Annotated in this window: 12 protein-coding genes; 10 read left to right on the top strand and 2 right to left on the bottom strand. The window is 61.4% G+C overall.

The window, feature by feature from the left end:
• Positions 1-12: 12 nt before the first annotated feature.
• Positions 13-1,959 (top strand): cyclic di-GMP receptor LapD, encoded by a 1,947-nt coding sequence (gene lapD / locus KGA83_RS15030; RefSeq protein ID WP_108219930.1) that lies wholly within the window; start codon positions 13-15, stop codon positions 1,957-1,959.
• 56 nt (positions 1,960-2,015) lie between these two features.
• On the opposite strand, the gene KGA83_RS15025 is transcribed toward lapD, so the two are convergent.
• Together KGA83_RS15025 and KGA83_RS15020 are read right to left on the bottom strand one after the other, a co-directional pair.
• Positions 2,016-2,354 (bottom strand): tryptophan synthase subunit beta, encoded by a 339-nt coding sequence (locus tag KGA83_RS15025; protein ID WP_108219931.1) that lies wholly within the window; start codon positions 2,352-2,354, stop codon positions 2,016-2,018.
• A gap of 146 nt (positions 2,355-2,500) precedes the next feature.
• Positions 2,501-12,397, bottom strand: a complete 9,897-nt coding sequence (locus KGA83_RS15020) for a retention module-containing protein (RefSeq protein WP_223530041.1) — start codon at positions 12,395-12,397, stop codon at positions 2,501-2,503.
• 356 nt (positions 12,398-12,753) lie between these two features.
• Between KGA83_RS15020 and KGA83_RS15015 the strand changes: the two genes are divergently transcribed.
• The 9 genes from KGA83_RS15015 to KGA83_RS14975 all read left to right on the top strand — a co-directional run bounded on the left by KGA83_RS15015 (position 12,754) and on the right by KGA83_RS14975 (position 24,478).
• A complete protein-coding gene (locus KGA83_RS15015; RefSeq protein ID WP_223530040.1) occupies positions 12,754-14,109 on the top strand; it encodes a TolC family outer membrane protein in 1,356 nt (451 codons plus the stop codon).
• Positions 14,110-14,151: 42 nt separating this feature from the next.
• Positions 14,152-16,308: a type I secretion system permease/ATPase gene (locus KGA83_RS15010; protein WP_223530039.1), complete on the top strand. Its 2,157-nt coding sequence runs from the start codon at positions 14,152-14,154 to the stop codon at positions 16,306-16,308.
• Entirely contained in the window at positions 16,298-17,662 is a 1,365-nt protein-coding gene (locus tag KGA83_RS15005) for an HlyD family type I secretion periplasmic adaptor subunit (RefSeq protein ID WP_108219779.1), read from the top strand. The genes KGA83_RS15010 and KGA83_RS15005 overlap by 11 nt, the downstream gene beginning before the upstream one ends.
• Positions 17,663-18,047: 385 nt before the next feature.
• Positions 18,048-18,935 carry a TauD/TfdA dioxygenase family protein gene (locus tag KGA83_RS15000; protein ID WP_108219778.1) on the top strand — a complete coding sequence of 296 codons (888 nt, stop codon included), beginning with the start codon at positions 18,048-18,050 and terminating at the stop codon, positions 18,933-18,935.
• An 18-nt stretch (positions 18,936-18,953) separates the two neighbouring features.
• Positions 18,954-19,979, top strand: a complete 1,026-nt coding sequence (locus tag KGA83_RS14995; protein ID WP_108219777.1) for an ABC transporter substrate-binding protein — start codon at positions 18,954-18,956, stop codon at positions 19,977-19,979.
• Between the two features lie 5 nt (positions 19,980-19,984).
• Complete coding sequence (locus tag KGA83_RS14990) at positions 19,985-20,845, top strand: ABC transporter ATP-binding protein (protein WP_223530038.1); 861 nt, start codon at positions 19,985-19,987, stop codon at positions 20,843-20,845.
• Between the two features lie 21 nt (positions 20,846-20,866).
• The gene (locus KGA83_RS14985) at positions 20,867-21,733 is read left to right on the top strand and encodes an ABC transporter permease (RefSeq protein ID WP_223530037.1); all 867 of its coding nucleotides are present in this window, start codon (positions 20,867-20,869) and stop codon (positions 21,731-21,733) included.
• 52 nt (positions 21,734-21,785) lie between these two features.
• Entirely contained in the window at positions 21,786-22,706 is a 921-nt protein-coding gene (locus tag KGA83_RS14980; protein WP_223530036.1) for a LysR family transcriptional regulator, read from the top strand.
• 239 nt (positions 22,707-22,945) lie between these two features.
• Positions 22,946-24,478, top strand: coding sequence for an MFS transporter (locus KGA83_RS14975; protein ID WP_223530035.1), 1,533 nt, complete (start codon positions 22,946-22,948; stop codon positions 24,476-24,478).
• The last annotated feature ends 15 nt before the right edge of the window (positions 24,479-24,493 follow it).

Here is a 24,493-nt window from a genome sequence, read left to right as displayed (position 1 = left end):
GCACACGCTCAGATGTCTTTGTTCAAACAGCTGTTGATTGCTATCTGTCTGTTCCTGGTGGTCGCCTTCACCGGCAGTTTCATGGTCAGTCTGGAGAGCTCGCGTACTCAGTATGTCAACCAGTTGCGCTCCCATGCCCAGGACGCCGCGACGGCGCTGGCGCTTTCCCTGACTCCGAACATCGACGACCCGGCGATGGTCGAGTTGCTGGTCAGCTCGATTTTCGACAGCGGTTACTACGCGAGCATCCGCGTGGTCGATCTTAAGACCGACCAGTCCCTGGTTGAGCGCACGGGCATTCCAGCGGTCAACAACGTTCCAGACTGGTTCGTCAAACTGATCGGCCTGGAGCCCGCCGGTGGTGATGCGATCGTCAGCCGCGGCTGGGAGCAGGCTGCCCGGGTCGAGGTGGTCAGCCACCCGATGTTCGCGCTGGCCAAGTTGTGGCAAAGCGCTTTGGGCAGCCTGGGCTGGTTGCTGCTGTGTGGCGCGGTCAGTGCGGTACTCGGCGCGCTGTTGCTGCGTCAGCAATTGAGGCCGTTGGATTACATGGTCCAACAATCCCACGCCATCGCCCGGCGGGAATTCCTCAGCCTGCCGGAACTGCCGCGCACCCCCGAACTTCGCCGGGTCGTGCAGGCCATGAACCAGATGGTCGAGAAGCTCAAGGCGCTGTTCCAGGAGCAGGCCGAGCGCAGTGAAAAACTACGGGTCGAGTCCTATCAGGACTCATTGACCGGGTTGGCCAACCGGCGTTATTTCGAGATGCAACTGAATGCGCGGGTGAGCAACCCGGAGCAGGCCAGTTCGGGTTACCTGCTGCTGTTGCGGGTCAAGGATCTGGCCGGTCTCAACCAGCGCCTCGGCGGCCAGCGCACCGATGAAGTGCTCAAGGCCGTCGGTGAGCAACTGTCTCGCGAGTGCGCCAAATATCCGGAAACCCAGAACCTGGTGACCCGTATCCGCGGTGGCGAATTTGCCGTGCTGGCGCCGGGGCTGGTGCGCGAAGAGGCGCTGCAACTGGCACAGAACCTCGACAGCGCCTTGGCCAGTCTTCACGCTACCGGCGCCACCGATGTGGCGGCCGTGGCGTCTATCGGCCTGGCGCCTTTTGCTCACGGCGACTCACCGCAAGCCGTGCTCAGCCTTGGCGATCAGGCGCTGGCGCAGGCCGAAGGCCAGGGCGAGCAGAACTGGGCCTGTATCGAACACAGCCTCTCGGCCAGTGTCGGTGACGATCATCACGCCTGGCATCTCATGCTCGACCAGGCGCTGGCACAGCGGCGTTTCGAGCTGTATTTCCAACCGGTAGTCGCCGCCCAGGACACGCAACTGGTACTGCATCACAAAGTGTTGTCGCGACTGCTCGATGAACACGGCCAGACCATCCCCGCCGGGCGTTTTCTGCCTTGGCTGGAGCGCTTCGGCTGGACTGCGCGTCTGGATCGGCTGATGCTCGAGCGGGTGTTGGAACAAATGAGCGAGCATGAGGAGTCGCTGGCGCTGAATCTGTCGTCGGCGACCCTGGGCGACCCGCAGGCGCAAAACAAAATCTTCGAAATACTGCGCGCACACTCCAACCTGGGCCCGCGCCTGACCCTGGAGATTGGCGAAGAGCAACTGCCTGACCAGGCGGTGCTTGAGCAGTTGACCCGGCGCCTGCGCGAACTCGGCTTCTCCCTGAGCCTGCAACGTTTTGGTGGCCGCTTCAGCATGATCGGCAACCTGGCACGGCTGGGGCTGGCGTACCTGAAGATCGATGGCAGCTACATCCGGTCGATTGATCTGGAGAGTGACAAACGCCTGTTCATCGAGGCGATCCAGCGAGCGGCGCACAGCATTGATTTGCCGCTGATTGCCGAGCGGGTCGAGACGCAAGGCGAGTTGTCGGTGATTCGCGAGATGGGGCTGTACGGTGTGCAGGGCCAGTTGTTCGGCGAGCCCAAGCCCTGGAAGTAACTCTTTAGAGCTGGCCTGCCCGCGATGAGACTGGAACAGTCACTGAAGATCAATGTTCAGATCAGCCCGCCTTCATCCTCATCGATCAACTGACTCAACCCACCCAACGCCTCACGCGCCTGGGTCCGGTCCATCAGTTTGGCCTGGGCCGCCATCGGCAGGTCGGTGACGCGGATCACGCCTTTCTGGGTCAGCACCTGAATCAAGTCATCGAGTACCCGGATCATTTCCAGGTCACTTTGCTTGAGCTGCTTGAGGCTGTTCTCTACAGCCGCGTTGGCAAACCAGGCCTGGATTTCATGATTGTCGGCCGGTAGCGTTTCCGTGGCCTCGGCGTAGGCGGCGGGTTCCACGCGTACCAACAGGCCCTGCGCATCGCGTTGCACGTAAAACATTGAGCATCCCTCGGATTTGAGCCAGCGTCGTGCTGTCAGCAGCATAGGTCAACTGCACGCCAGTATGTGGCGCGGTGACGAAATCGTCACCGGGCAGTGGGCGTAAACGTGACGGCCGCGCCATAAGGTGCGGCCGTTTTCGTGCATCAGCTGTTGTTGTGATCGACTTTGATGGTCGGGTCGCTACCGGCAATCAGGTTGTGCAGGTTGGCGCTCGACCAGTTGTTGCCTTCCAGTTTGATCGTCACGTCCGGCGTGGCCGCCGCCGCATTGCCCGAGTTGAACTGGCCGCTCGAGCTGACTTGCAGCGACGACACGCCATCGACCGTGGTGATCTTCAGGAAGTTGTCGATGGTGCTGCCGGTTTCGCCCTGCAACAGATCGCGCAGGTCGATCCGGTCGCCTTCGCTGGCGTTGAGGTCCTTGATCACGTCGCTACCGGTATCGCCCGCTTTCCAGACGAAGGTGTCACCACCGGAACCACCGATCAGGATGTCGTTGCCGGTGCCGCCGAGCAGGATGTCATTGCCCTTGCCGCCGTCGAGGGTGTCGTTACCGCCCGAGCCGAACAGAATGTCATTGCCCGCACCGCCGAGCAGGGTGTCGCTGCCGTCATGGGCACCGGACACATCGAACGCGGTGTAATGCTCGGTGATGTACTGGTGCACGTTGCTGGTGGTGACTTTGCTGACGTCCACGCCGGTTTGCTGCGCCACGAAGGCTTGCATCGCCTGGTAACCCTCGCCGGCAATGCCGTTGAAGCTCACCAGATCGCCGAACAGGAGGTCGTTGCCGTCGCCACCGCTGACAGTGTCGTTACCCGGCATCGTCGCTTCGGTGTGGCCGATGATCGAGTTGGCCAGATTCTGCGGGTCGATGTTGGTTTGTGGCGTTTGATCCGAGTCGTACGGCTTCAGGTCGTTGAGCGTCACGTCCTTGTTCAGGCCGATGGCCTCGACGTTCGACAGGTTGCTCAGCAATGTGAAACTGCTGGTGGAGTTGCTGATGGTATCCCCGTCGGTGCTACTGCCGTCGCCGTCACGACCCGAGAACTCGTAGGTGCCGTCGCCCTGGGCATGCAGATAGCCGAAGTCCTTGGACGACCAGCTATTGCCGTTGCCGTTGCCGTTGCCATTGCCGTTCCCGTTCCCATTGGTGTTCTTGGTCCAGACCGTCATGTAGCCTGAGGCGGTAATGTCGATCTGGTGCGTGCTGTCGGGGAACAGGCTGATCGCTTTACCCAGCTGATAGTTGCTGGTGGTGATCAGGCTATCGAGTGTTGTGCTGCCATACAGGGTCGGGTTGGTCGACTCGCCGCTCTGGTAGTAAGTCGGCTTGCCGTCAGTAATGAAATACGTGAGGTTCTTCGCCCCGGTGTTGGCCACCGCATCTGCACTCTGGAACCAGTTGGCCGTGGTTTTGAACACGTCCTCGTAGTTGGTGCCACCGCCGGACGACATCGAGTCCAGAGTCGCCTTCAACTGAGTCAGAGCATTGGAGTCATTGAGGTTCACCGACACCGACTTGTTGACCTGGGCATCGAAGTCCACCAGGAAGATGTTCACCGTACCCGAGTTGCTGCCCAGGCTTTGCTTGAGGGTGTTGAACACCGACGTCAGCGAGTCCTTGGCCGAGTTGATCGACGAGGAACTCATACTGCCGGAACTGTCGACCATGAACGCGATGTTGTAGTTGGTGCCCGGCACTACGGTCAGGCCGCCGATGTCGGCGATCATGATGTCGTTGCCGTCGGTGCCAGTGACGGTGTCATTGGCCGCGGTGGCGGTGACGGCGTTATAGACCGCCGGGTACACGGTCACGGGAATCTGCGAAGTGCTGCTGGCCGAACCGCCCAGGGCCTCGGTGGAGGTCGAGGTCATGGTCAGGTCGAACTGGCCGTTGTAGTACGGTGGCGGGGTGACGGTCAGAGAGCCGAGGCTCCAGTCCGTCACGTTGGCCTCGCTATTGGTCGCGGTGACTGTGAAGGTATGTCCCGCGCCGTCGGTGAGCACCGAGCCGACCGGCATGCCGCTGACTTTCAGGCTCAGGGTTTCCGAGCCGTCGGTGTCAGTCAGCGCGTTGGTGATGGCGGACAATTTCACACTGGTGCCTTCAGCGCCGGTATTGAGCTTGTAACCGTCGTAGTAGCCTTCGCCATTGGTGCCGTGCAAGTCGGACACAGTCACACCGGCATTCACCAGATCCGACACGCCGGTGTAAATCGGTACGCCGGCACTGCTCAGGTCGATCGGCGTGCTGCCATTGACCGACAGGTTGACGTCATAGCTGCCCGGGCCGCTCTGGTTGTGGTGGTAGATGTCCAGGGTGTAGTAGCCGCTGGTGGTCGGGGTGTACGAACCATTGAGGTTGCCGCCCGCGCCCCAGGTGATCGCGGCGACGTTCTTGCCGCCGATGGTCACCAGCAGGCTGTCGTCGCCAACACCGCTGAAGGTGTAAGTCTTGCCGGCTTCGAGGTAGATCAGGCCGGAGGTTTTCGACGCCGTACCGGCGGTCACGCCACCGTCGGACTGCACGTTGGTCACGGTGCCTGTGGAGTTCGGTGTGCCCGCGGCGTCGATCACGTTTTTCAGCGTAGTCGAGTCCGCGCCGTTGCCGCTGGTGCCCAGACCTGAAAGGCCGGTCCAGACTTCCTTGATCAGCCCGGTGGACTTCACACTGTTGTCGGCAACGCTCAGGGTCGGGGCATCCGCCACCGGGGTGATGTCGATCTTGATCGTGCCGGTGTTGCCCAGTGTCTGGCCGTCGGTTGGCTGGAACTTGATCTGTGCGTAGTCGGCCTGATTGTTGCCCAGGCCGGTACCGCCATATCCGTCTACACCCGACTCGTTGGCATCCGGCATGAAGCGCAGTTTGCCAGCGTCGATATCAGCCTTGCTGAGTGTCTGGTCGGCGGCGACATTTTTCCAGGTCAAACCGTCCAGGTACTGCAGTTTGCCCTCACCCGGCAGTTGGGTGATTTTCACGCCCAGGTTGGCGGCCGGACTGTCGACGTCGCTGACGCCGAAGGTCGACCAGCCGAGAACCAGAGGTGTGTCTTCGGTGCCGGTGACGCTGACCGGTGCTGCGACCGGTGCGTCATTGACCGCCACCACATTGACCGTGGTGGTCGCGGTGTTGGAGTAGTTGCTGCCATCGGTCACCGTCACAGTGATGATGCGCGGCACGGTGCCCGGATCTTCACTGTTGTTGGTGAAAGTGATGTTCTTGATCTGCTGCATGTAGTCGGCCAGCGTCGCGTTGCCCGACAGGGTCAGGGTGACGGTGCCATTGGTGCTGTTGGCATTGATGGTGATGCCGTTGACGCTGTTGCCCAGGTTCAGCGCATCGCCGTCCTGACGGTTGGTCAGTACGATGGTCGCGCCGGTCAGCAGAGTGCTGTCCGGGTCGGTGATGTTCAGGTCGGTATCGCCGATCGACACGCCGGGACCGGCCGTGTTTTCGCTGAACGTCACCTTGTAATCGGCCCCGGTGGCGTCGCTGGAGTTGTTGGCGTCGAGGTCCAGTACGGGCGGTGCATCGTTGTCGATGATCGAAGTGCTGACGCTGCCGTGGGACGAACTGATCGCCAGGTTCTCGAAGTTGCCGCCGGTGGCCGAGTCGATCTTGACCACGAAGTTTTCGGTGCCTTCAGTGATTTTGTCGTCGATGGTCGCGACGTTGAAGTTGGCACTGCTGGCGCCCGCCGGGATCTTCACGGTGTACACACCGGTGAAGTCCGAACCGTCGGCGGCGGTACCGCTGTAGACGATTTTCAGCGTCACTTCGGTCTGGGCCGGGTGAGTCAGGCTGACGGTATAACTGGCGGTCTGACCTTCGGTCACCGAGGTGCTGCCACTGATGCTGACAGTGGTGGTGTCCTGGAAGTCACTGACGCTGGTCGACACTGGCGTCTTGTCCGTGCCGAGGGCTTCCAGGTTGCCGCCGCTGGCGGTCTTGATTGATTCGGTAACGGTTGGTGCGCCAGCGTAGACGTCGTTGCCCACGGTGATCGACAGAGTGCCGGAACTCTGACCGACGGCGATGGTGATCACCTTGCCGCTGTCCAGCGTCACGGTCACCGGCGTGTCGTTTGCAGTGACCAGGGCGCCATTTTTGTCGGTGATGGTCGCGGTGTACGTGATCGTGCCGTTCTCGCTTACCGATGGAGTTGCAGTCAGCTTCACGGTGGTGGCGTCGTTGACATCGGTAACCGTGCTGCTGACCGGGGTCTTGATCGGGTTGATCGCTTCGAGGTTGCCACCCACCGCGTCCTTGATGGATTCGGTGACCGTGGTCGGTCCTTGGTAAACGTCGTTGCCCACGCTCACCGGCAGGGTGCCGGCACTCTGGCCGACGGCGATGGTGATGACCTTGCCGCTGTCCAGCGTGACGGTCACTGGACCGCTCTGCGCGGTGACCGGTTGGCCTTGGGCATCGGTCAGGGTGGCGGTGTAGGTGATGGTGCCGTTCTCGTCCACGCTCGGGGTGGCGCTCAGGGTCACGGTGGTGGTGTCGTTGACGTCGTTGACCGTGGTGCTCACCGGGGTCTTGATCGGATCGATGGCTTCGAGGTTGCCGCCGTCGGCCGATTTAATCGACTCGGTCACCGTGGTCGGCCCTTGGTAGACGTCGTTGCCCACGCTCACCGGCAGGCTGCCAGAGCTCTGGCCTTCGGCGATGGTGATCACCTTGCCGCTGTCCAGCGTGACGGTCACTGGACCGCTCTGCGCGGTGACCGGTTGGCCTTGGGCATCGGTCAGGGTGGCGGTGTAGGTGATGGTGCCGTTTTCGTCCACGCTCGGGGTGGCGGTCAAGGTCACGGTGGTGGTGTCGTTGACGTCATTGACCGTAGTGCTGACCGGGGTCTTGATCGGGTTGATGGCCTCGAGGTTGCCGCCGTCGGCCGATTTAATCGACTCGGTCACGGTGGTCGGCCCCTGGTACACGTCGTTGCCGACCGTGACCGGCAAGCTGCCGGAACTCTGCCCTTCGGCGATGGTGATGACCTTGCCGCTGTCGAGGGTCACGGTCACCGGACCGTTCTGTGCGGTGACCGGTTGGCCCTGGGCATCGGTCAGGGTGGCGGTGTAAGTGATGGTGCCGTTTTCGTCCACGCTCGGGGTGGCGCTCAAGGTCACGGTGGTGGTGTCGTTGACGTCATTGACCGTGGTGCTGACCGGCGTTTTCACTGGATCGATGGCTTCGAGGTTACCGCCGACTGCCTCCTTGATGGATTCAGTGATGGTGGTCGGCCCCTGGTAGACGTCGTTGCCGACGGTGACCGGCAGGCTGCCGGCGCTCTGGCCTTCGGCAATGGTAATGACCTTGCCGCTGTCCAGCGTCACGGTCACTGGACCGTTCTGTGCAGTCACCGGTTGGCCCTGGGCATCGGTCAGGGTGGCGGTGTAGGTGATGGTGCCGTTTTCATCCACGCTCGGGGTGGCGCTCAGGGTCACGGTGGTGGTGTCGTTGACGTCGTTGACCGTGGTGCTGACCGGCGTTTTCACTGGATCGATGGCTTCGAGGTTGCCGCCGTCGGCCGATTTAATCGACTCGGTGATGGTGGTCGGGCCGGTGTAGACGTCGTTGCCGACCGTGACCGGCAAGCTGCCGGCGCTCTGCCCTTCGGCGATGGTGATGACCTTGCCACTGTCCAGCGTGACGGTCACCGGACCGTTCTGTGCGGTAACCGGGGCACCGTTCCTGTCGGTCAAGGTCGCGGTGTAAGTGATGGTGCCGTTTTCGTCCACGCTCGGGGTGGCGCTCAAGGTCACGGTGGTGTCGTTGACGTCATTGACCGTGGTGCTGACCGGGGTCTTGATCGGGTTGATGGCCTCGAGGTTGCCGCCGTCGGCCGATTTAATCGACTCGGTCACGGTGGTCGGCCCCTGGTACACGTCGTTGCCGACCGTGACCGGCAAGCTGCCGGAACTCTGGCCTTCGGCGATGGTGATGACCTTGCCGCTGTCGAGGGTCACGGTCACCGGACCGTTTTGCGCGGTGACCGGTTGGCCCTGGGCATCGGTCAGCGTGGCGGTGTAGGTGATGGTGCCGTTCTCGTCCACGCTCGGGGTGGCGCTCAGGGTCACGGTGGTGGTGTCGTTGACGTCATTGACCGTGGTGCTGACCGGGATCTTGATCGGGTCAATCTCTTCGAGGTTGCCGCCGACTGCCTCCTTGATGGATTCGCTGACGGTGGTCGGGCCGGTGTAGACGTCGTTGCCGACCGTGACCGGCAGGCTGCCGGAACTCTGGCCTTCGGCGATGGTGATCACCTTGCCGCTGTCGAGGGTCACGGTCACCGGACCGTTCTGTGCGGTGACCGGTTGGCCTTGGGCATCGGTCAGGGTGGCGGTGTAAGTGATGGTGCCGTTTTCGTCCACGCTCGGGGTGGCGCTCAGGGTCACGGTGGTGGTGTCGTTGACGTCATTGACCGTGGTGGTCACTGGTGTGGTGTTTGGCAACACCAGCTCCAGATTGCCACCCGCCGAGTTCTTGATGGATTCGGTCACGGTGCTCGGGCCGGTGTAGACGTCGTTGCCCACGCTCACCGGCAAGCTGCCGGCGCTCTGGCCTTCGGCAATGGTAATGACCTTGCCGCTGTCCAGCGTCACGGTCACCGGACCGTTCTGTGCGGTAACCGGGGCACCGTTCTTGTCGGTCAAGGTCGCGGTGTAGGTGATCGTGCCGTTCTCGTCCACGCTTGGGGTGGCGCTCAGGGTCACGGTGGTGGTGTCGTTGACATCGTTGACCGTGGTGGTCACTGGCGTGGTGTTTGGCAACACCAGCTCCAGATTGCCACCCGCCGAGTCCTTGATGGATTCGGTCACGGTGCTCGGGCCGGTGTAGACGTCGTTGCCCACGCTCACCGGCAGGCTGCCGGCGCTCTGCCCTTCGGCGATGGTGATGACCTTGCCGCTGTCCAGCGTGACGGTCACCGGACCGTTCTGCGCGGTGACCGGGGCACCGTTCTTGTCGGTCAAGGTCGCGGTGTAGGTGATGGTGCCGTTCTCGTCCACGCTCGGGGTGGCGCTCAGGGTCACGGTGGTGGTGTCGTTGACGTCATTGATCGTGGTGCTGACCGGGGTCTTGATCGGGTCAATCGCTTCGAGGTTGCCGCCGACTGCCTCCTTGATGGATTCGCTGACGATGGTCGGGCCGGTGTAGACGTCGTTGCCGACGGTGACCGGCAGGCTGCCGGCGCTCTGGCCTTCGGCAATGGTAATGACCTTGCCGCTGTCCAGCGTCACGGTCACTGGACCGTTCTGTGCAGTCACCGGTTGGCCCTGGGCATCGGTCAGGGTGGCGGTGTAGGTGATGGTGCCGTTCTCGTCCACGCTCGGGGTGGCGCTCAGGGTCACCGTGGTGGTGTCGTCGACGTCGTTGACCGTGGTGGTCACTGGGGTCTTGATCGGATCGATGGCTTCGAGGTTGCCGCCGTCGGCCGATTTAATCGATTCGCTGATGGTGCTCGGCCCTTGGTAGACGTCGTTGCCCACGCTCACTGGCAAGCTGCCGGCGCTCTGGCCTTCGGCAATGGTGATGACCTTGCCACTGTCCAGCGTGACGGTCACCGGACCGTTCTGTGCGGTAACCGGGGCACCGTTCTTGTCGGTCAAGGTCGCGGTGTAGGTGATGGTGCCGTTCTCGTCCACGCTTGGCGTGGCGCTCAGGGTCACCGTGGTGCTGTCGCTGACGTCATTGACCGTGGTGCTGACCGGGGTCTTGATCGGGTTGATCGTCTCGAGGTTGCCACCCACCGCTTCCTTGATGGACTCGGTGACCGTGGTCGGCCCTTCATAGACGTCATTGCCGACCGTGACCGGCAAGGAGCCGGTGCTCTGGCCTTCGGCGATGGTAATGACCTTGCCGCTGTCCAGCGTCACGGTCACTGGACCGTTCTGTGCGGTCACCGGGGCGCCGTTCTTGTCGGTCAGCGTGGCGGTGTAGGTGATGGTGCCGTTCTCGTCCACGCTCGGTGTGGCGCTCAGCGTCACGGTGGTGGTGTCGATCGAGTCAGTGATGGACGTTACTGCTGGCTCTTTACTCGGCACCAGGTTCTCGAAGTTGCCGCCGGTGGTACCGGTGATGGTGGTGCTGACGGTGCTGCCGTTGGCATAAACATCATTGGCCGCAGTCGGCACATTGACGCTGCCGGTGGTCTGGCCGGCTTCGATGGTAATGACCGAGCCGTTGCTCAGGGTCACGGTCATCGGCGTGCCGGCTGGATTGCTCAGGGTGGCGGTGTAGGTGATCTGCCCGCCTTCGACGACGGTGCCGGTGGTCGTCAGGCTCAGCCCGGTGGTGTCCACGGAATCGGTGATGGTGGTCACGGCTGGCGTGGTGTCTGGCACCAGGTTTTCGAAGTTGCCGCCGGTGGTACCGGTGATGGTGGTGCTGACGGTGCTGCCGTTGGCATAAACATCATTGGCCGCAGTCGGCACGTTGACGCTGCCGCTGGTCTGGCCGGCTTCGATGGTGATGACCGAGCCGTTGCTCAGGGTCACAGTCATCGACGTGCCGGCTGGATTGCTCAGGGTGGCGGTGTAGGTGATCTGCCCGCCTTCGGTGATGTTGCCGGTGGCCGTCAGGCTCAGCCCGGTGGTGTCCACGGAATCGGTGATGGTGGTCACGGCTGGCGTGGTGTTGGGCACCAGGTTTTCGAAGTTGCCGCCGGTGGTGCCGGTGATGGTGGTGCTGACGGTGCTGCCGTTGGCATAAACATCATTGGCCGGGGTCGGCACGTTGACGCTGCCGCTGGTCTGGCCCGCTTCGATGGAAATGACCGAGCCATTGCTCAAGGTCACAGTCATCGGCGTGCCGGCTGGATTGCTCAGGGTGGCGGTGTAGGTGATCTGCCCGCCTTCGACGACGGTGCCGGTGGCCGTCAGGCTCAGCCCGGTGTTGTCCACGGAATCGGTGATGGTGGTCACGGCTGGCGTGGTGTCTGGCACCAGGTTCTCGAAGTTGCCGCCGGTGGTACCGGTGATGGTGGTGCTGACGGTGCTGCCGTTGGCATAAACATCATTGGCCGCAGTCGGCACGTTGACGCTGCCGCTGGTCTGGCCGGCTTCGATGGTGATGACCGAGCCGTTGCTCAGGGTCACAGTCATCGACGTGCCGGCCGGGTTGGTCAGGGTGGCGGTGTAGGTGATCTGGCCACCTTCGGTGACGGTATTGCCGGCCGTCAGGGTGACCGTTGTGGTGTCGATGGTATCGGTGATCTGGGTCACAGCCGGGGTAGTCGGCGGCGTCACTGTGATGCCGCTGCCGCCGCTGGTGCCGGTGACGGTTATTTCGATCTGGGTCGCGTCGTTATAGACCGTGTCGTTCGCAGCCAATGGCACGTTGACGGTGCCGGTGGTCGAGCCTGCGGGAATCACGATCATGGCGCCGTTGGACAAGGTGACAGTCAGATCGCTCAGCGGTGCCTGGGTCAGGGTCGCGGTGTACGCCAGCACGCCACCGGCCTCGGTGATGGTCGGCGTGGCACTGAGGCTGAGGACTGACTCACTCGGGGTATTGGCGTTGGCGTTGGCATTAACGTTGGCGTTGGTGGACTGGCTACCCGGGATTTCCAGGGTTGTTTGCCCGGCAGAGTTGATACCTGCGGTCGGGAAGCCAATGGTCGGGTCGACGCGGCCAGCGGTGGCGTCGAGCATCACGAAGCTGTGACCGCCACCGGCGGCACCACCAGAGCCTGCCGCCGTCGGGCCCGCAGCGGTGGCTTCAAGGTCTTTGGTCGGGTCGGCACCGGCGACAATGGCTTGTTGCAGCTCTTCTACCGATGTCGCGGCTTGCGCAGTGGCGGCTGCCAGATCAGTACCGGAGTCCGGGGCGTCAGCGCTCCACTGTGTGTCACGGCCCAGATCGAGGGTGCGGCCATCGGCCAGTTCCAGGGACACGGCACCGGAAAGGCCAGTGTCGATCTGGTCACCGGCGAACAGTTTGTCGCCTTCAACGAGAACACGGCGGACGCCCTCTGGGGACACCACGAAAACCTGACCGACAATGCTTTTGACGATGGCAACAACACTGCTCATTGAAGATTCTCCGGGGTGTCACGTTCAGTTGACTTCCATAGACCTGATGACGCCTGCGCCGACCAGTCTGGACGTACATTGCAAAAAGGGTGCACAGGTTTGACGCAAAAATCCGTCAATAATCTGGCTGGAATTTTTAGCTATTAACTTTATGCCAAACTATTGACCTTCTTGGAGCCATCCTAAACAATCGCCCCAGTAATGTCACATTGATATTTCAGTGGTGGCCTGTCCTCGGTATGTGATCCAGTTCCGCTTTTTAACTTTCCGACATACGGTCATTCCGCTCGCGATCTTTCAACGCAGCGCGCTCTTTTGCTGTGATTCAAGACAAGAAGTCCTGGGAAATTCCTACAATGCGTTCGCCCTTGTTCATGGCTATACCTTTCGTCCTCGCCGCGTCTTTTGTTCAGGCGCAGTCCTTGCCAGACGCCATGCAACAAGCGCTGGATGTCCATCCGGAAGTCCAGGCAGGCGTCAACAGCCGATTGGCTGCGGACTATCAATTGAAGGCTGCGAAAGGTGGATACCTGCCACGGGTCGACCTGCTGGGTGGTTACGGTCGTGAAGGCACAGATAGCGTGACTACACGCACGGACAGCAGCGGCAACAAGCACTGGGAAACCCTGAATCGCAGTGAGTCCAGTTTGCGTCTGAGCCAAATGGTTTTTGACGGTTTTGCGACATCCAGCGAAGTTGGGCGTCAACAAGCCGCCGTCAACTCCCGCGCCTACTCGCTGCTGAGTACTTCCGAGCGTACCGGGCTGACCGTGGCCCAGGTTTATCTCGACGTGCTGACCCGTCGCGAATTCGTGCGTCTGGCCGAGGACAACCTCAAGAGCCACCAACGCATTTACGACCAGATCCAGCTGCGCACCCAGCGCGGCGTCGGCAGCGGCGCCGACCTCGATCAGGCCGAGGCGCGGATGGCCCAGGCGCGCAACAACCTGATCACCGAGCAGACCAACCTGGCTGACGCCGAAACCAACTACCTCTCCGCTGTCGGCCAGATGCCGGATCAACTGGAGCGTCCGGCGAGCTTCATGGCGCTGATGCCGGCCAATCTGAATGAAGCCCGCGCGCAGATGCTGGAAAACAGCCCGATCCTGCGCTCGGCCGAATCCGATATCGCCGCTGCCGAGAAGCAGTACGACACGGCCAAGTCGACCTTCTACCCACGCTTCGATGCTGAATTGGGTCGCACCGCGAACAACGATATTGATGGCCAGAACGGCCACGACAACGAATGGCAAGCCATGCTGCGCATGCGCTTCAACCTGTACTCCGGCGGCAGCAACAAGGCCGATCTGGAATCCAAGTCCTACCTGTCGAACCAGGCGCTGGACATCCGCAACAACGCCCTGCGCCAATTGAATGAAGAGCTGGGCCTGGCCTGGAATGCCCTGAACAACGCCAACGCGCAGGTGCCGATCGCCCAGCAATACGTCGATCACAGCACCGCCGTGCGGACCGCTTACCAGCGTCAGTTCAGCCTCGGCGAGCGCACCCTGCTCGATTTGCTCGACAGTGAAAACGAACTGTTTACCTCCTCTCGTCGTCTGGCGGAGATCAAGAACTCTCAGTTATTTACTCAGTACCGTATCAAGGCGACCATGGGCGAATTGCTCAAAAGCCAGGGAGTGGTCGCACCATTGGCATCCGTTGTGCAGAACGACGTGAAGCCCAAGGTTCAATTGCCCGGTATGAATTGAGCGGGACCTTCGTTGTTCAATTGTTAGCCAAGAGTGCCGAGCGTGGAATCAGAAGTCAGTCGGGTTCAACTCATTCATGATCCGCGCGCGTTGCATGACGATCCGTTACTGGATGGTCTGCTCGCTCTTTGCATGCTGCACCAGAAGCCTGCCAGCGCGGCAATGCTGACCACCGGCCTGCCGCTGCCCGAGCAACGCTTGAGTGTCGACTTGCTGCCACGTGCGGCAGCTCGCGCTGGGCTGCAAGGTCGGGTGCTGCAACGCAAGCTGAAGGATATTCCGGCGATTGCCATGCCGGCATTGTTGCTGCTCAAGGACGGTCGCAGTGCTGTCCTGCTTGGCTGGCAAGGCGAAGATCTGGCGCGGGTGCTGCTCAGCGAAAGCGATGGCGGTGAGTCCCTGGTCACTCGCGAACTGCTGGCCGACGACTACACCGACAAGGTCTTTTTCGCTCAGCCCCAGCACAAATTCGACGTCAACCACGGCACGCTGATTCCGCGTGCGCGCTCGTGGTTTCGCGACACCCTCAAGCGTTCGCGCTGGTTGTATGTCGACGCCATTGCCGCCAGTTTTCTGATCAACATCATTGCCATGGCTGCGCCGTTGTTCGTGATGAACGTGTACGACCGCGTCGTGCCGAACCAGGCCGAAGCGACGCTCTGGGTGCTGGCACTCGGCATCACGGGCGCCTACCTCTTCGACCTGATCCTGAAAAGCCTGCGTAGCCTGTGCCTGGACCTGGCCGGCAAGAAAACCGACCTGATCATCTCGGCCACGCTGTTCGAGCGCATCGTCGGCATGGCCATGAAATACCGGCCGGCGCGGGTCGGCAGCTTTGCCCAGAACATCCATGAGTTCCAGAGCCTGCGGGACTTCCTCGCCTCGCTGACACTGACCAGCCTGATCGACCTGCCGTTCACGATTCTGATCTTTATCGTCATCGCGATCCTTGGCGGGCACCTGGTGTGGATTCCGGTGCTGGCATTCCCGATCGCCCTGGCCATCGGCTACGCCTTGCAGAAACCCCTGGTGGCAACCATGGAACGGACCATGGCGCTGGGGGCCGAGCGTCAGTCGAGCCTGATCGAAACCCTGGCCGGCCTGGATGCGGTGAAGGTCAACAACGCCGAAAGCGAGCGCCAGTACCAGTGGGAACAGACCATCGGCACCCTCAGTCGTCTTGAGTTGCGGGTGAAAATGCTCTCCGGTCTGGCGATGAACATCACCTTGCTGATCCAGCAACTGGCCGGGGTGATCATGATCGTCTTCGGCGTGTACCAGATCATCGACGGTCACCTGAGCATGGGCGGCCTGATTGCCTGCTACATGCTCAGTGGCCGAGCGCTCAGCCCGCTGGCGTCACTGTCCGGGTTGTTGACCCGTTATCAGCAGGCGCGGGTGACCATGACCTCGGTCGACCAGATGATGGAGCTGCCCCAGGAGCGCAATTTCGAAGAGCGTCCGCTCAGCCGCAAGGTGCTGCAGGGCGGTATTGAGTGCCGCCAGCTCAACTTCACCTACCCGCAACAGCAGAACCTGGCGCTGAAGAACATCAACCTGTCGATTCGTCCCGGCGAGAAGGTCGGCATCATTGGCCGAAGCGGTTCGGGCAAGAGCTCGCTGGCGAAATTGCTGGTGGGGCTGTATCAGCCAGATGATGGCTCGTTGTTGGTCGATGGTGTGGATATTCGCCAGATCGACGTCAGCGAGCTGCGCTACAACATTGGCTACGTGCCCCAGGACATTCAGTTGCTCGCCGGCACCTTGCGCGACAACCTGGTTTCCGGTGCGCGGTATGTCGAGGACGAACTGGTGTTGCAAGCGGCAGAGCTGGCCGGCGTCCACGAATACGCGCGCCTGCATCCGCAGGGCTATGAGCTGCAAGTGGGCGAGCGCGGGCAGAACCTTTCCGGTGGCCAACGGCAAAACGTCGCCCTGGCCCGCGCATTGCTGCTCAATCCGCCGATCCTGCTGCTCGACGAACCGACCAGTGCTATGGACAACACCGGCGAAGAACGCCTCAAGCAGCGCCTGGCAGCGGTGATCGAAAACAAGACCATGGTGCTGGTGACGCACCGGGCATCGCTGTTGTCGCTGGTCGATCGACTGATCGTGATCGACCGCGGGCAGATACTCGCCGACGGCCCGAAAGCCGCGGTGATGGAAGCGTTGAAGAAGGGGCAGATCAGTGTTGCTTAAGTCGGGTAAGGATTCGATCCGTCGCTACTTCAAAGGCGCTGCTTCGCTGCAGGGCCAGCCGCTGCCGGAGGTCAACAAGGCGCTGATCGAGGATGCGCCGCGAGTGGTGCGGCTGACGATCTGGGCGATCATCGCTTTCTTTGTATTCCTGATGCTCTGGGCCAACTTCGCGGTCATCGACGAAGTGACCAAGGGCGACGGCAAGGCGATTCCATCGTCGAAGATCCAAAAAATCCAGAACCTCGAGGGCGGCATCGTTGCCGAGCTGTTCGTCAAGGAAGGCCAGATCGTCGAGGCCGGCGCACCGCTGATTCGCCTGGACGACACGCGATTTGCTTCGAACGTCGGTGAAACCGAGGCCGATCGGTTGTCGATGCTGCTGCGGGTCGAACGCCTGAGCGCCGAGGTCGAAGATCGCCCGCTGAACTTCCCCGAAGATGTACTCAAGGCCGTGCCGGGTCAGGCCAAGAGCGAAGAGTCGCTCTATATAAGCCGCCGCCAACAGTTGCACGACGAGATTGGCGGCTTGCAGGAGCAGCTGATCCAGCGCCAGCAGGAGCTGCGCGAATTCACGTCCAAGCAGGCGCAGTATCGCCAGCAATTGGGCTTCCAGCGTCAGGAAATCAGCATGTCCGAGCCGTTGGTGGCCCAGGGCGCGGTATCGCCGGTGGAAGTCCTGCGCCTCAGGCGTGCCGAAGCCGAGACCCGTGGTCAGCTCGACGCCACCACCCTGGCCATTCCACGTGCCGAATCGGCAATCAAGGAAGTGCAGCGCAAGGTCGATGAAACCCGTGGCAAATTCCGTAGCGAAGCCCTGACCCAACTCAACGAAGCACGCACCGACCTGAACAAGGCCCAGGCCACCGGCAAGGCCCTGGAAGACCGGGTCAGCCGGACGCTGGTCACTTCGCCGGTGCGGGGTATCGTCAACAAGTTGCTGGTCAATACCATCGGCGGGGTTATCCAGCCAGGCAGCGACATGGTGGAAATCGTGCCGCTGGACGACACCTTGCTGGTCGAGGCGAAGATCCGCCCGCAGGACATCGCGTTCCTGCATCCGGGGCAGGAAGCGACGGTGAAATTCACCGCCTATGACTACACCATCTACGGCGGTCTGAAGGCCAGGCTTGAGCAGATCGGCGCTGACACCATCACCGACGAAGACAAGAAGACCACCTACTACATCATCAAGCTGCGCACCGACCGCAGCCACTTGGGCACCGATGAAAAGCCGTTGCTGATCATTCCGGGGATGGTGGCTTCGGTGGACATCATCACCGGCAAGAAGACTGTCCTCAGCTACCTGCTCAAGCCGATCATCCGCGCGCGGGCCGAGGCGCTGCACGAGCGCTAGAAATTCATCGAGGCTGATGGCCTCTTCGTCGGAACGCCGCCCGGAGCAGGCTCGCTCCCACATGGATTTTTGCTGGAACACAATTTTGTGCCCAACGGAGAACCCCTGTAGGAGCGAGCTTGCTCGCGATAGCGTCCGCCAAAACACCACAATCCTGTCAGAAAGTGACAAATAAAGTCACACCTCGATTCCCCCCATCTCCTTAGCAATCGCCATATCGTTATTCGTTAACGGTATTTAAATTTCAATTCTTATATCTATAAAGTCAACCTCCTGCGTACCTGCCGACCAATCCGCGCGCCGCACGACACGAACCAACACGGGATCTCCGTGAGTTTCTGATCGACGCGCGCGCCTTTGAGCGTGCCGTGCGTGGGAGTGATTTATGTCTGCAGCTTCAGCTTCGCCAAGCATCGCGCCACAATTCTTTGAAATCCGCCCGTTCAGCGGAGCGGTGGGGGCCGAAATCATCGGCCTCGATCTGTCCCGTCCGATCAATAATCAGGACTTCGCACGCATTCACCGCGCGCACCTGGACCATCATGTGGTGGTGTTCCGCGACCAGCGCATCACCCCCGAACAGCACATCGATTTCAGCCGTCGCTTTGGCGTGTTGCAGATCCACGTGCTCAAGCAGTTCCTGCTGGCAGGGCATCCGGAAATCCTCATCGTTTCCAACATCATCGAGAACGGCCAGAACATCGGCCTCGGTGATGCCGGGAAGTTCTGGCACTCCGATCTTTCTTATAAGGAGCTGCCGAGCCTGGGCTCGATGCTGCATGCCCAAGAGCTGCCAGCGGAGGGTGGCGACACGCTGTTCGCCGACATGCACAAAGCCTGGGACAACCTGCCGGTCGCATTGCGCAAAGCGGTGGAAGGCCGCTCGGCGGCACACTCGTACACGGCGCGATACAGCGAAACAAAATTCGAAGGCAACTGGCGCCCGACCCTGACCCCGGAGCAACTCGCCCAGGTCGCTGAAGTGGTGCACCCGGTCGTGCGCACCCATCCGGAAAACGGCCGCAAGGCACTGTTCGTCAGCGAAGGGTTCACCACCCGCATCGTTGGCCTGCCGGAAGACGAGAGCCAGCAACTGCTGACCGAGCTCTACGCCCACAGCGTGCTGCCGCAAAACATCTACCGCCATCAATGGCAGCCCCATGACCTGGTGTTCTGGGACAACCGTTCGCTGATCCACCTCGCCGCCGGATGCCCCAGCCATCTGCGCCGCAAGCTGTATCGCACCACCATCCAGGGCGACGCGCCTTTCTGATTTGTCGGAGATCTGATCATGTCCAAACGTCTTCCATTCGCACCGCTGGCCGCCGCCATCGGCCTGGGTTTGAGCCTGATTGCCGGCAGCCTGGTGGCGCCGACCGTGGCCCACGCCGAAGGTGAAATCCGCATTGCCGAGCAGTTCGGTATCGTCTACCTGCTGCTCAATGTGGTGCGCGATCAGAACCTGATCGAGAAGTACGGCAAGCAGGAGGGCATCGACATCAAGGTCGACTGGACCCAGCTCTCCGGCGGTGCGGCGGTCAACGATGCGTTGCTGTCGGGCTCGATCGATATTGCCGGTGCCGGTGTCGGCCCGCTGCTGACCATCTGGGACCGCACCCATGGCAAGCAGAACGTCAAGGCCGTGGCTTCCCTGGGCAACTTTCCGTACTACCTGGTGAGTAATAACCCCAAGGTCAAAACTATCGCTGACTTCACCGAGAAGGACCGTATTGCGGTGCCGGCGGTGGGCGTGTCGGTGCAGTCGCGCTTCCTGCAATACGCGGCGGCCAAGCAGTGGGGTGACAAGGACTTCAATCGCCTCGACAAGTACACCATCGCCGTTCCACATCCCGACGCGACAGCGGCGTTGGTGGCCGGCGGCACCGAGCTGAGTGGGCACTTTTCCAACCCGCCGTTCCAGGATCAGGAACTGGCCAATCCCAACGTGCACGTGGTGCTGAACACCTATGACCTGCTCGGTCCGAACTCGCCGACGGTGCTGTTCGCCACCGAGAAATTCCGCGACGAGAACCCGAAAACCTACAAGGCATTCATTGATGCGCTGACCGAAGCGGCCGCGTTTGCCCAGCACGACAAAGGCGCGGCGGCGGACACTTACATCCGCGTTACCAAGGCCAAGATCGACCGCGCCGCGTTGCTGAAAATCATCGACAACCCGCAGTTCGAATTCAGCGTCACGCCGAAAAACACTTACCCGCTGGCCGAGTTCCTCTACCGTGTCGGCGCGATCAAAAACAAACCGGATTCATGGAAGGACTACTTCTTCCAGGACGCCAAACCGCTGCAAGGGAGCTGACCGAAATGAACGCCCCTTTGCAAGGCCACACGGTCAGCAAATCGATCGCGGCAGCCCAGGCGCTGCTGTCGGTCGATAACGTCAGCCTCGAATACCGCACGCGGCAGCGTGTGGTGCGGGCGACCCATCAAGTCAGTTTCGAGATCGATCCGGCGGACCGTTTTGTCCTGCTCGGACCGTCCGGTTGCGGCAAGTCGACGTTGCTCAAGGCTGCGGCTGGATTCATCCAGCCCGTGGAAGGCGAGATCCGCCTGCAAGGCCGGCGCGTCGATGCGCCGGGGCCGGACCGGATCGTGGTGTTCCAGGAGTTCGATCAACTGCCGCCGTGGAAAAGCATCAAGCAGAACGTGATGTTCCCGTTGCTGGCCTCGAAAACCCTCAAGCGCAAAGAGGCCGAAGAGCGGGCGTTGCACTATCTGGAGAAGGTCGGTCTGGCAGCGTTTGCCGATGCTTATCCGCATACCCTGTCGGGCGGGATGAAGGCGCGGGTTGCGATTGCCCGGGCACTGGCGATGCAGCCGAAAATCCTCCTCATGGACGAACCCTTCGCCGCCCTCGATGCCCTGACCCGACGCAAGATGCAGGAAGAATTATTGCTGCTCTGGGAGGAAGTGCGTTTCACGCTGCTGTTCGTCACGCACTCCATCGAAGAGGCGCTGGTGGTGGGCAACCGCATCCTGTTGCTGTCTGCGCATCCGGGGCGGGTGCGGGCGGAAGTCCACAGCCATCAATACGATTTGCACAGCCTTGGCGGGGTGGCGTTCCAGGAATCAGCGCGGCGCATCCATCGGCTGTTGTTCGACGAAGGCCAGCCGACCCAAGCCGATCATGAACTGGGTTTCGCCGACATCCGCATCGCTTATTGAGCCAGTTGAAAGGAGGGCCCGATGAGCCATTTATCATCCCCGCGTGAAGAGTTCGAAACGGTTTTGCAGCCACTGACCAGCGTGCGGCTGGAGCGTGAATTACTCCTCGGCCAACGTCTGTGGCAACAGGGCTGGCTACGTAAGAGCCTGATCCTGATTTTGCTCGCCGTGCTTTGGGAAGCGGTTGCGCGGTATCAGAACAACGACCTGCTGCTACCGAGTTTTGTGCAAACCGCTCACGCGTTGTACGACGGCCTGCTCAGCGGTGAATTGCTGGGCAAGGTGTGGATTTCCCTTGTGGTGTTGCTCAAGGGTTACCTGATCGGCATCGTCCTGGCATTTGCCCTGACCACACTGGCGGTGTCGACGCAATTGGGTCGTGAACTGCTCAGTACCCTGACCTCGATGTTCAACCCGTTGCCGGCCATCGCCCTGCTGCCGCTGGCGCTGCTGTGGTTTGGACTGGGCCAGAACAGCCTGATTTTCGTGCTGGTGCATTCGGTGCTCTGGGCGCTGGCGCTGAACACCTACGCTGGCTTCCTCGGCGTCTCGGAAACCCTGCGCATGGCCGGGCGCAACTACGGCCTCAAGGGCATGCGTTTCGTGCTGTTCATCCTGATCCCGGCAGCACTGCCGTCGATCCTCGCCGGGCTGAAAATCGGCTGGGCGTTTGCCTGGCGTACGTTGATTGCTGCTGAGCTGGTGTTTGGTGCGACCAGTGGGAAGGGCGGGCTAGGGTGGTACATCTTTCAGAACCGCAATGAGCTGTATACCGACAAAGTGTTTGCCGGGTTGGCGGTGGTGATTCTGATTGGGTTGCTGGTGGAGAATCTGGTGTTTGATTCTTTGGAGCGGGTGACGGTGAAACGGTGGGGGATGGTTCGGTGATGTTTGCTAGCATTGCGTCTGAATCAACCCTGATCAGACACGAGTGCTCGCAATGCAATTGCCAGACATGAACCTGTTGGTCGCCCTCGACGCCTTGCTCGACGAGGGCAGTGTGGTGGGCGCCGCGCGGCGGATGAGCCTGAGTCCGGCGGCAATGAGCCGGACGTTGACGCGCATCCGCGAAGCCATTGGCGATCCGATTTTGGTGCGTGCCGGGCGTGGCCTGGTGCCGACCCCCAAGGCGCTGGAATTGCGCGAGCAAGTGCGCAGTGTGGTGGAGCAGGCCGGGTTGCTGTTTCGCTCGGCTGATGCGGTGGAACTGAGTTCGTTGCGGCGGCGTTTCAGTATTCGGGCCAACGACTTTTTTGTCGGCGTCTACGGCGGCAAACTGTTCGACACCCTTGACCGACAGGCACCGCACTGTGAATTGCGTTTCGTACCCGAAGGCGATGGCGATGATGAGGCGTTGCGCGAAGGGCGGATCGATCTGAGCATCAGTAACACCCGTCCGCTGACGCCGGAAGTGAAAGTCCAGAACCTGTTTTCCACCCACTTCGTCGGCCTGGTGCGTGAGGATCACCCGCTGTTGGACGAAGAGATCACGGCAGAGCGCTATGCCGGTTATTCCCATATCAGCATGTCCCGGCGTGGCATTGCCCGTGGGCCCATCGATACCGCGCTCAATGCCCTGGGGCTGGAGCGGCGGGTGGCGGTGATCGCGCCCAGTTTTCATGCGGCGATGTTCGCCTTGCCCGATTCCGACCTGATACTGCCGGTGCCCAAGGAGGCCTTGCTGAGTGTGCGGCGGCTGGGGTTGAAGCTACGCTCGTTCGACCTGCCCATCCCGTTGCCGACCTTGATGCTGACCCAAGCCTGGCACCCGCGCTTCGACAAGGACCCGGCACATCGCTGGCTGCGCGAAACGCTGAAATCCTGCTGCGATGAAACCTGGCTGGCTGCACAGCCGGACTGAGGTGAACGCAATTTCCCCCCCTGTAGGAGCGAGCTTGCTCGCGAAAAACGTCTGAACGACACGATCAATCAGTCAGCACGCGTTATCGTTGGCGTCCATCGCGAGCAAGCTCGCTCCTACAGGGGCAGGGGGTTGTATCGTTGCGTCTGGCACACTTATAACCTGCCAATAAGTTGATTTTCGTCAGGCATCACGCTTCCTAGAATGCTTCGGTCTTTCCACGCCGGAGCTTGCAATACATGACTTCCCTCACGGCCCCGGCCCCCATCGCCGCGACCGGCCCGACAGCTTCACCACAGGTCTTCGGTCCGCGAATCATCATCGGCCTGGTGGGCGTGCTGCTGGCGGTGCTGGTGTCAGGCCTGAACGAGATGGTGACCAAAGTCGCCCTGGCCGACATCCGTGGTGCGTTGGCCATCGGCTACGACGAAGGCACCTGGCTGGTCGCCTGTTACACCGCGACTTCCGTGGCGGCCATGGCCTTCGCGCCGTGGTGTGCGGTGACGTTCTCGTTGCGGCGTTTCACCCTGTGGGCCATCAGCCTGTTCACCCTGTTGGGTGTGTTGTGCCCGTTCGCCCCGAATTACGAAAGCCTGTTGTTGCTGCGCACCTTGCAAGGCCTGGCGGGTGGCGCATTGCCGCCCATGCTGATGACCGTGGCCCTGCGGTTTCTGCCGGCCAATGTGAAGTTGTATGGCCTGGCCGGTTATGCCCTGACGGCGACGTTCGGCCCTGGCCTGGGCACGCCATTGGCCGGGTTGTGGACCGAGTACGCCGGCTGGCAATGGACCTTCTGGCAAATCATCGCGCCGTGCCTGATTGCCATGGCCGCGGTGGCGTATGGCTTACCCCGGGACCCGCTGCGTCTGGAACGCTTCAAGTCCTTCAACTGGCGCGGTGTGCTGCTGGGTTTTCCCGCCATCTGCATGCTGGTGATCGGCATCTTGCAGGGCAATCGCCTGGACTGGTTCGAGTCGAACCTGATCTGCGGATTGCTCGGCGGCGGGCTGTTGCTGCTGGTGCTGTTCTTGACCGGCGAATGGTCGCAGCCAATGCCGTTTTTCAAGATGCAGATGCTCGGCATCCGTAACCTGTCTTTCGCCCTGCTGACCCTGGCGGGCGTGCTGGTGGTGTTGCAGGCGGTGATTATTATCCCGTCCAGCTACCTGGCGCAGGTCCAGGGTTATCGTCCGGTACAGACCGCGCCGATCATGCTGCTGGCGGCGCTGCCGCAATTGATTGCGCTGCCGTTGGTGGCGGCGCTGTGCAACTTTCGCTGGGTCGATTGCCGCTGGGTGTTGGGCCTTGGCCTGAGCATGCTGGCGCTGTCGTGCGTCGGCGGTTCGCAACTGACGTCCGCGTGGGTTCGCGACGATTTCTATGTGCTGCAATGGCTGCAGATTTTCGGCCAGCCCATGGCGGTGTTGCCGCTGCTGATGCTGTCCACCGGCAGCATCAACCCGATGCAAGGGCCATTCGCATCGGCCTGGTTCAACACCGTCAAAGGCCTTTCGGCGGTCATCGCTACCGGTGTGATCGAAGCGCTGACCACGGCACGTCTGCATTTTCACTCGACCATGCTGGTCGATCGCCTCGGCAACTCGCCGCTGGCCGAGCGCGACAGCGCAAGCCTCGCTCATCGTCTGCATGAGCAAGCGGTGGTGCTCACTTCCTCTGATCTTTACCTGTGCATGGCCGGTATCGCCGTGACCTTGATCCTGCTGATTTTCTGGCTGCCGACGCGGATCTATCCGCCGCGTGCACCGACCTGAATGCTCCACTGATAC

It is taken from the genome of Pseudomonas sp. GL-R-19 (genome assembly GCF_019956375.1).
Lineage (GTDB): Bacteria > Pseudomonadota > Gammaproteobacteria > Pseudomonadales > Pseudomonadaceae > Aquipseudomonas.
Note: the sequence above shows the minus strand (reverse complement) of the source record. Positions and strands in the feature narration are given on the sequence as shown.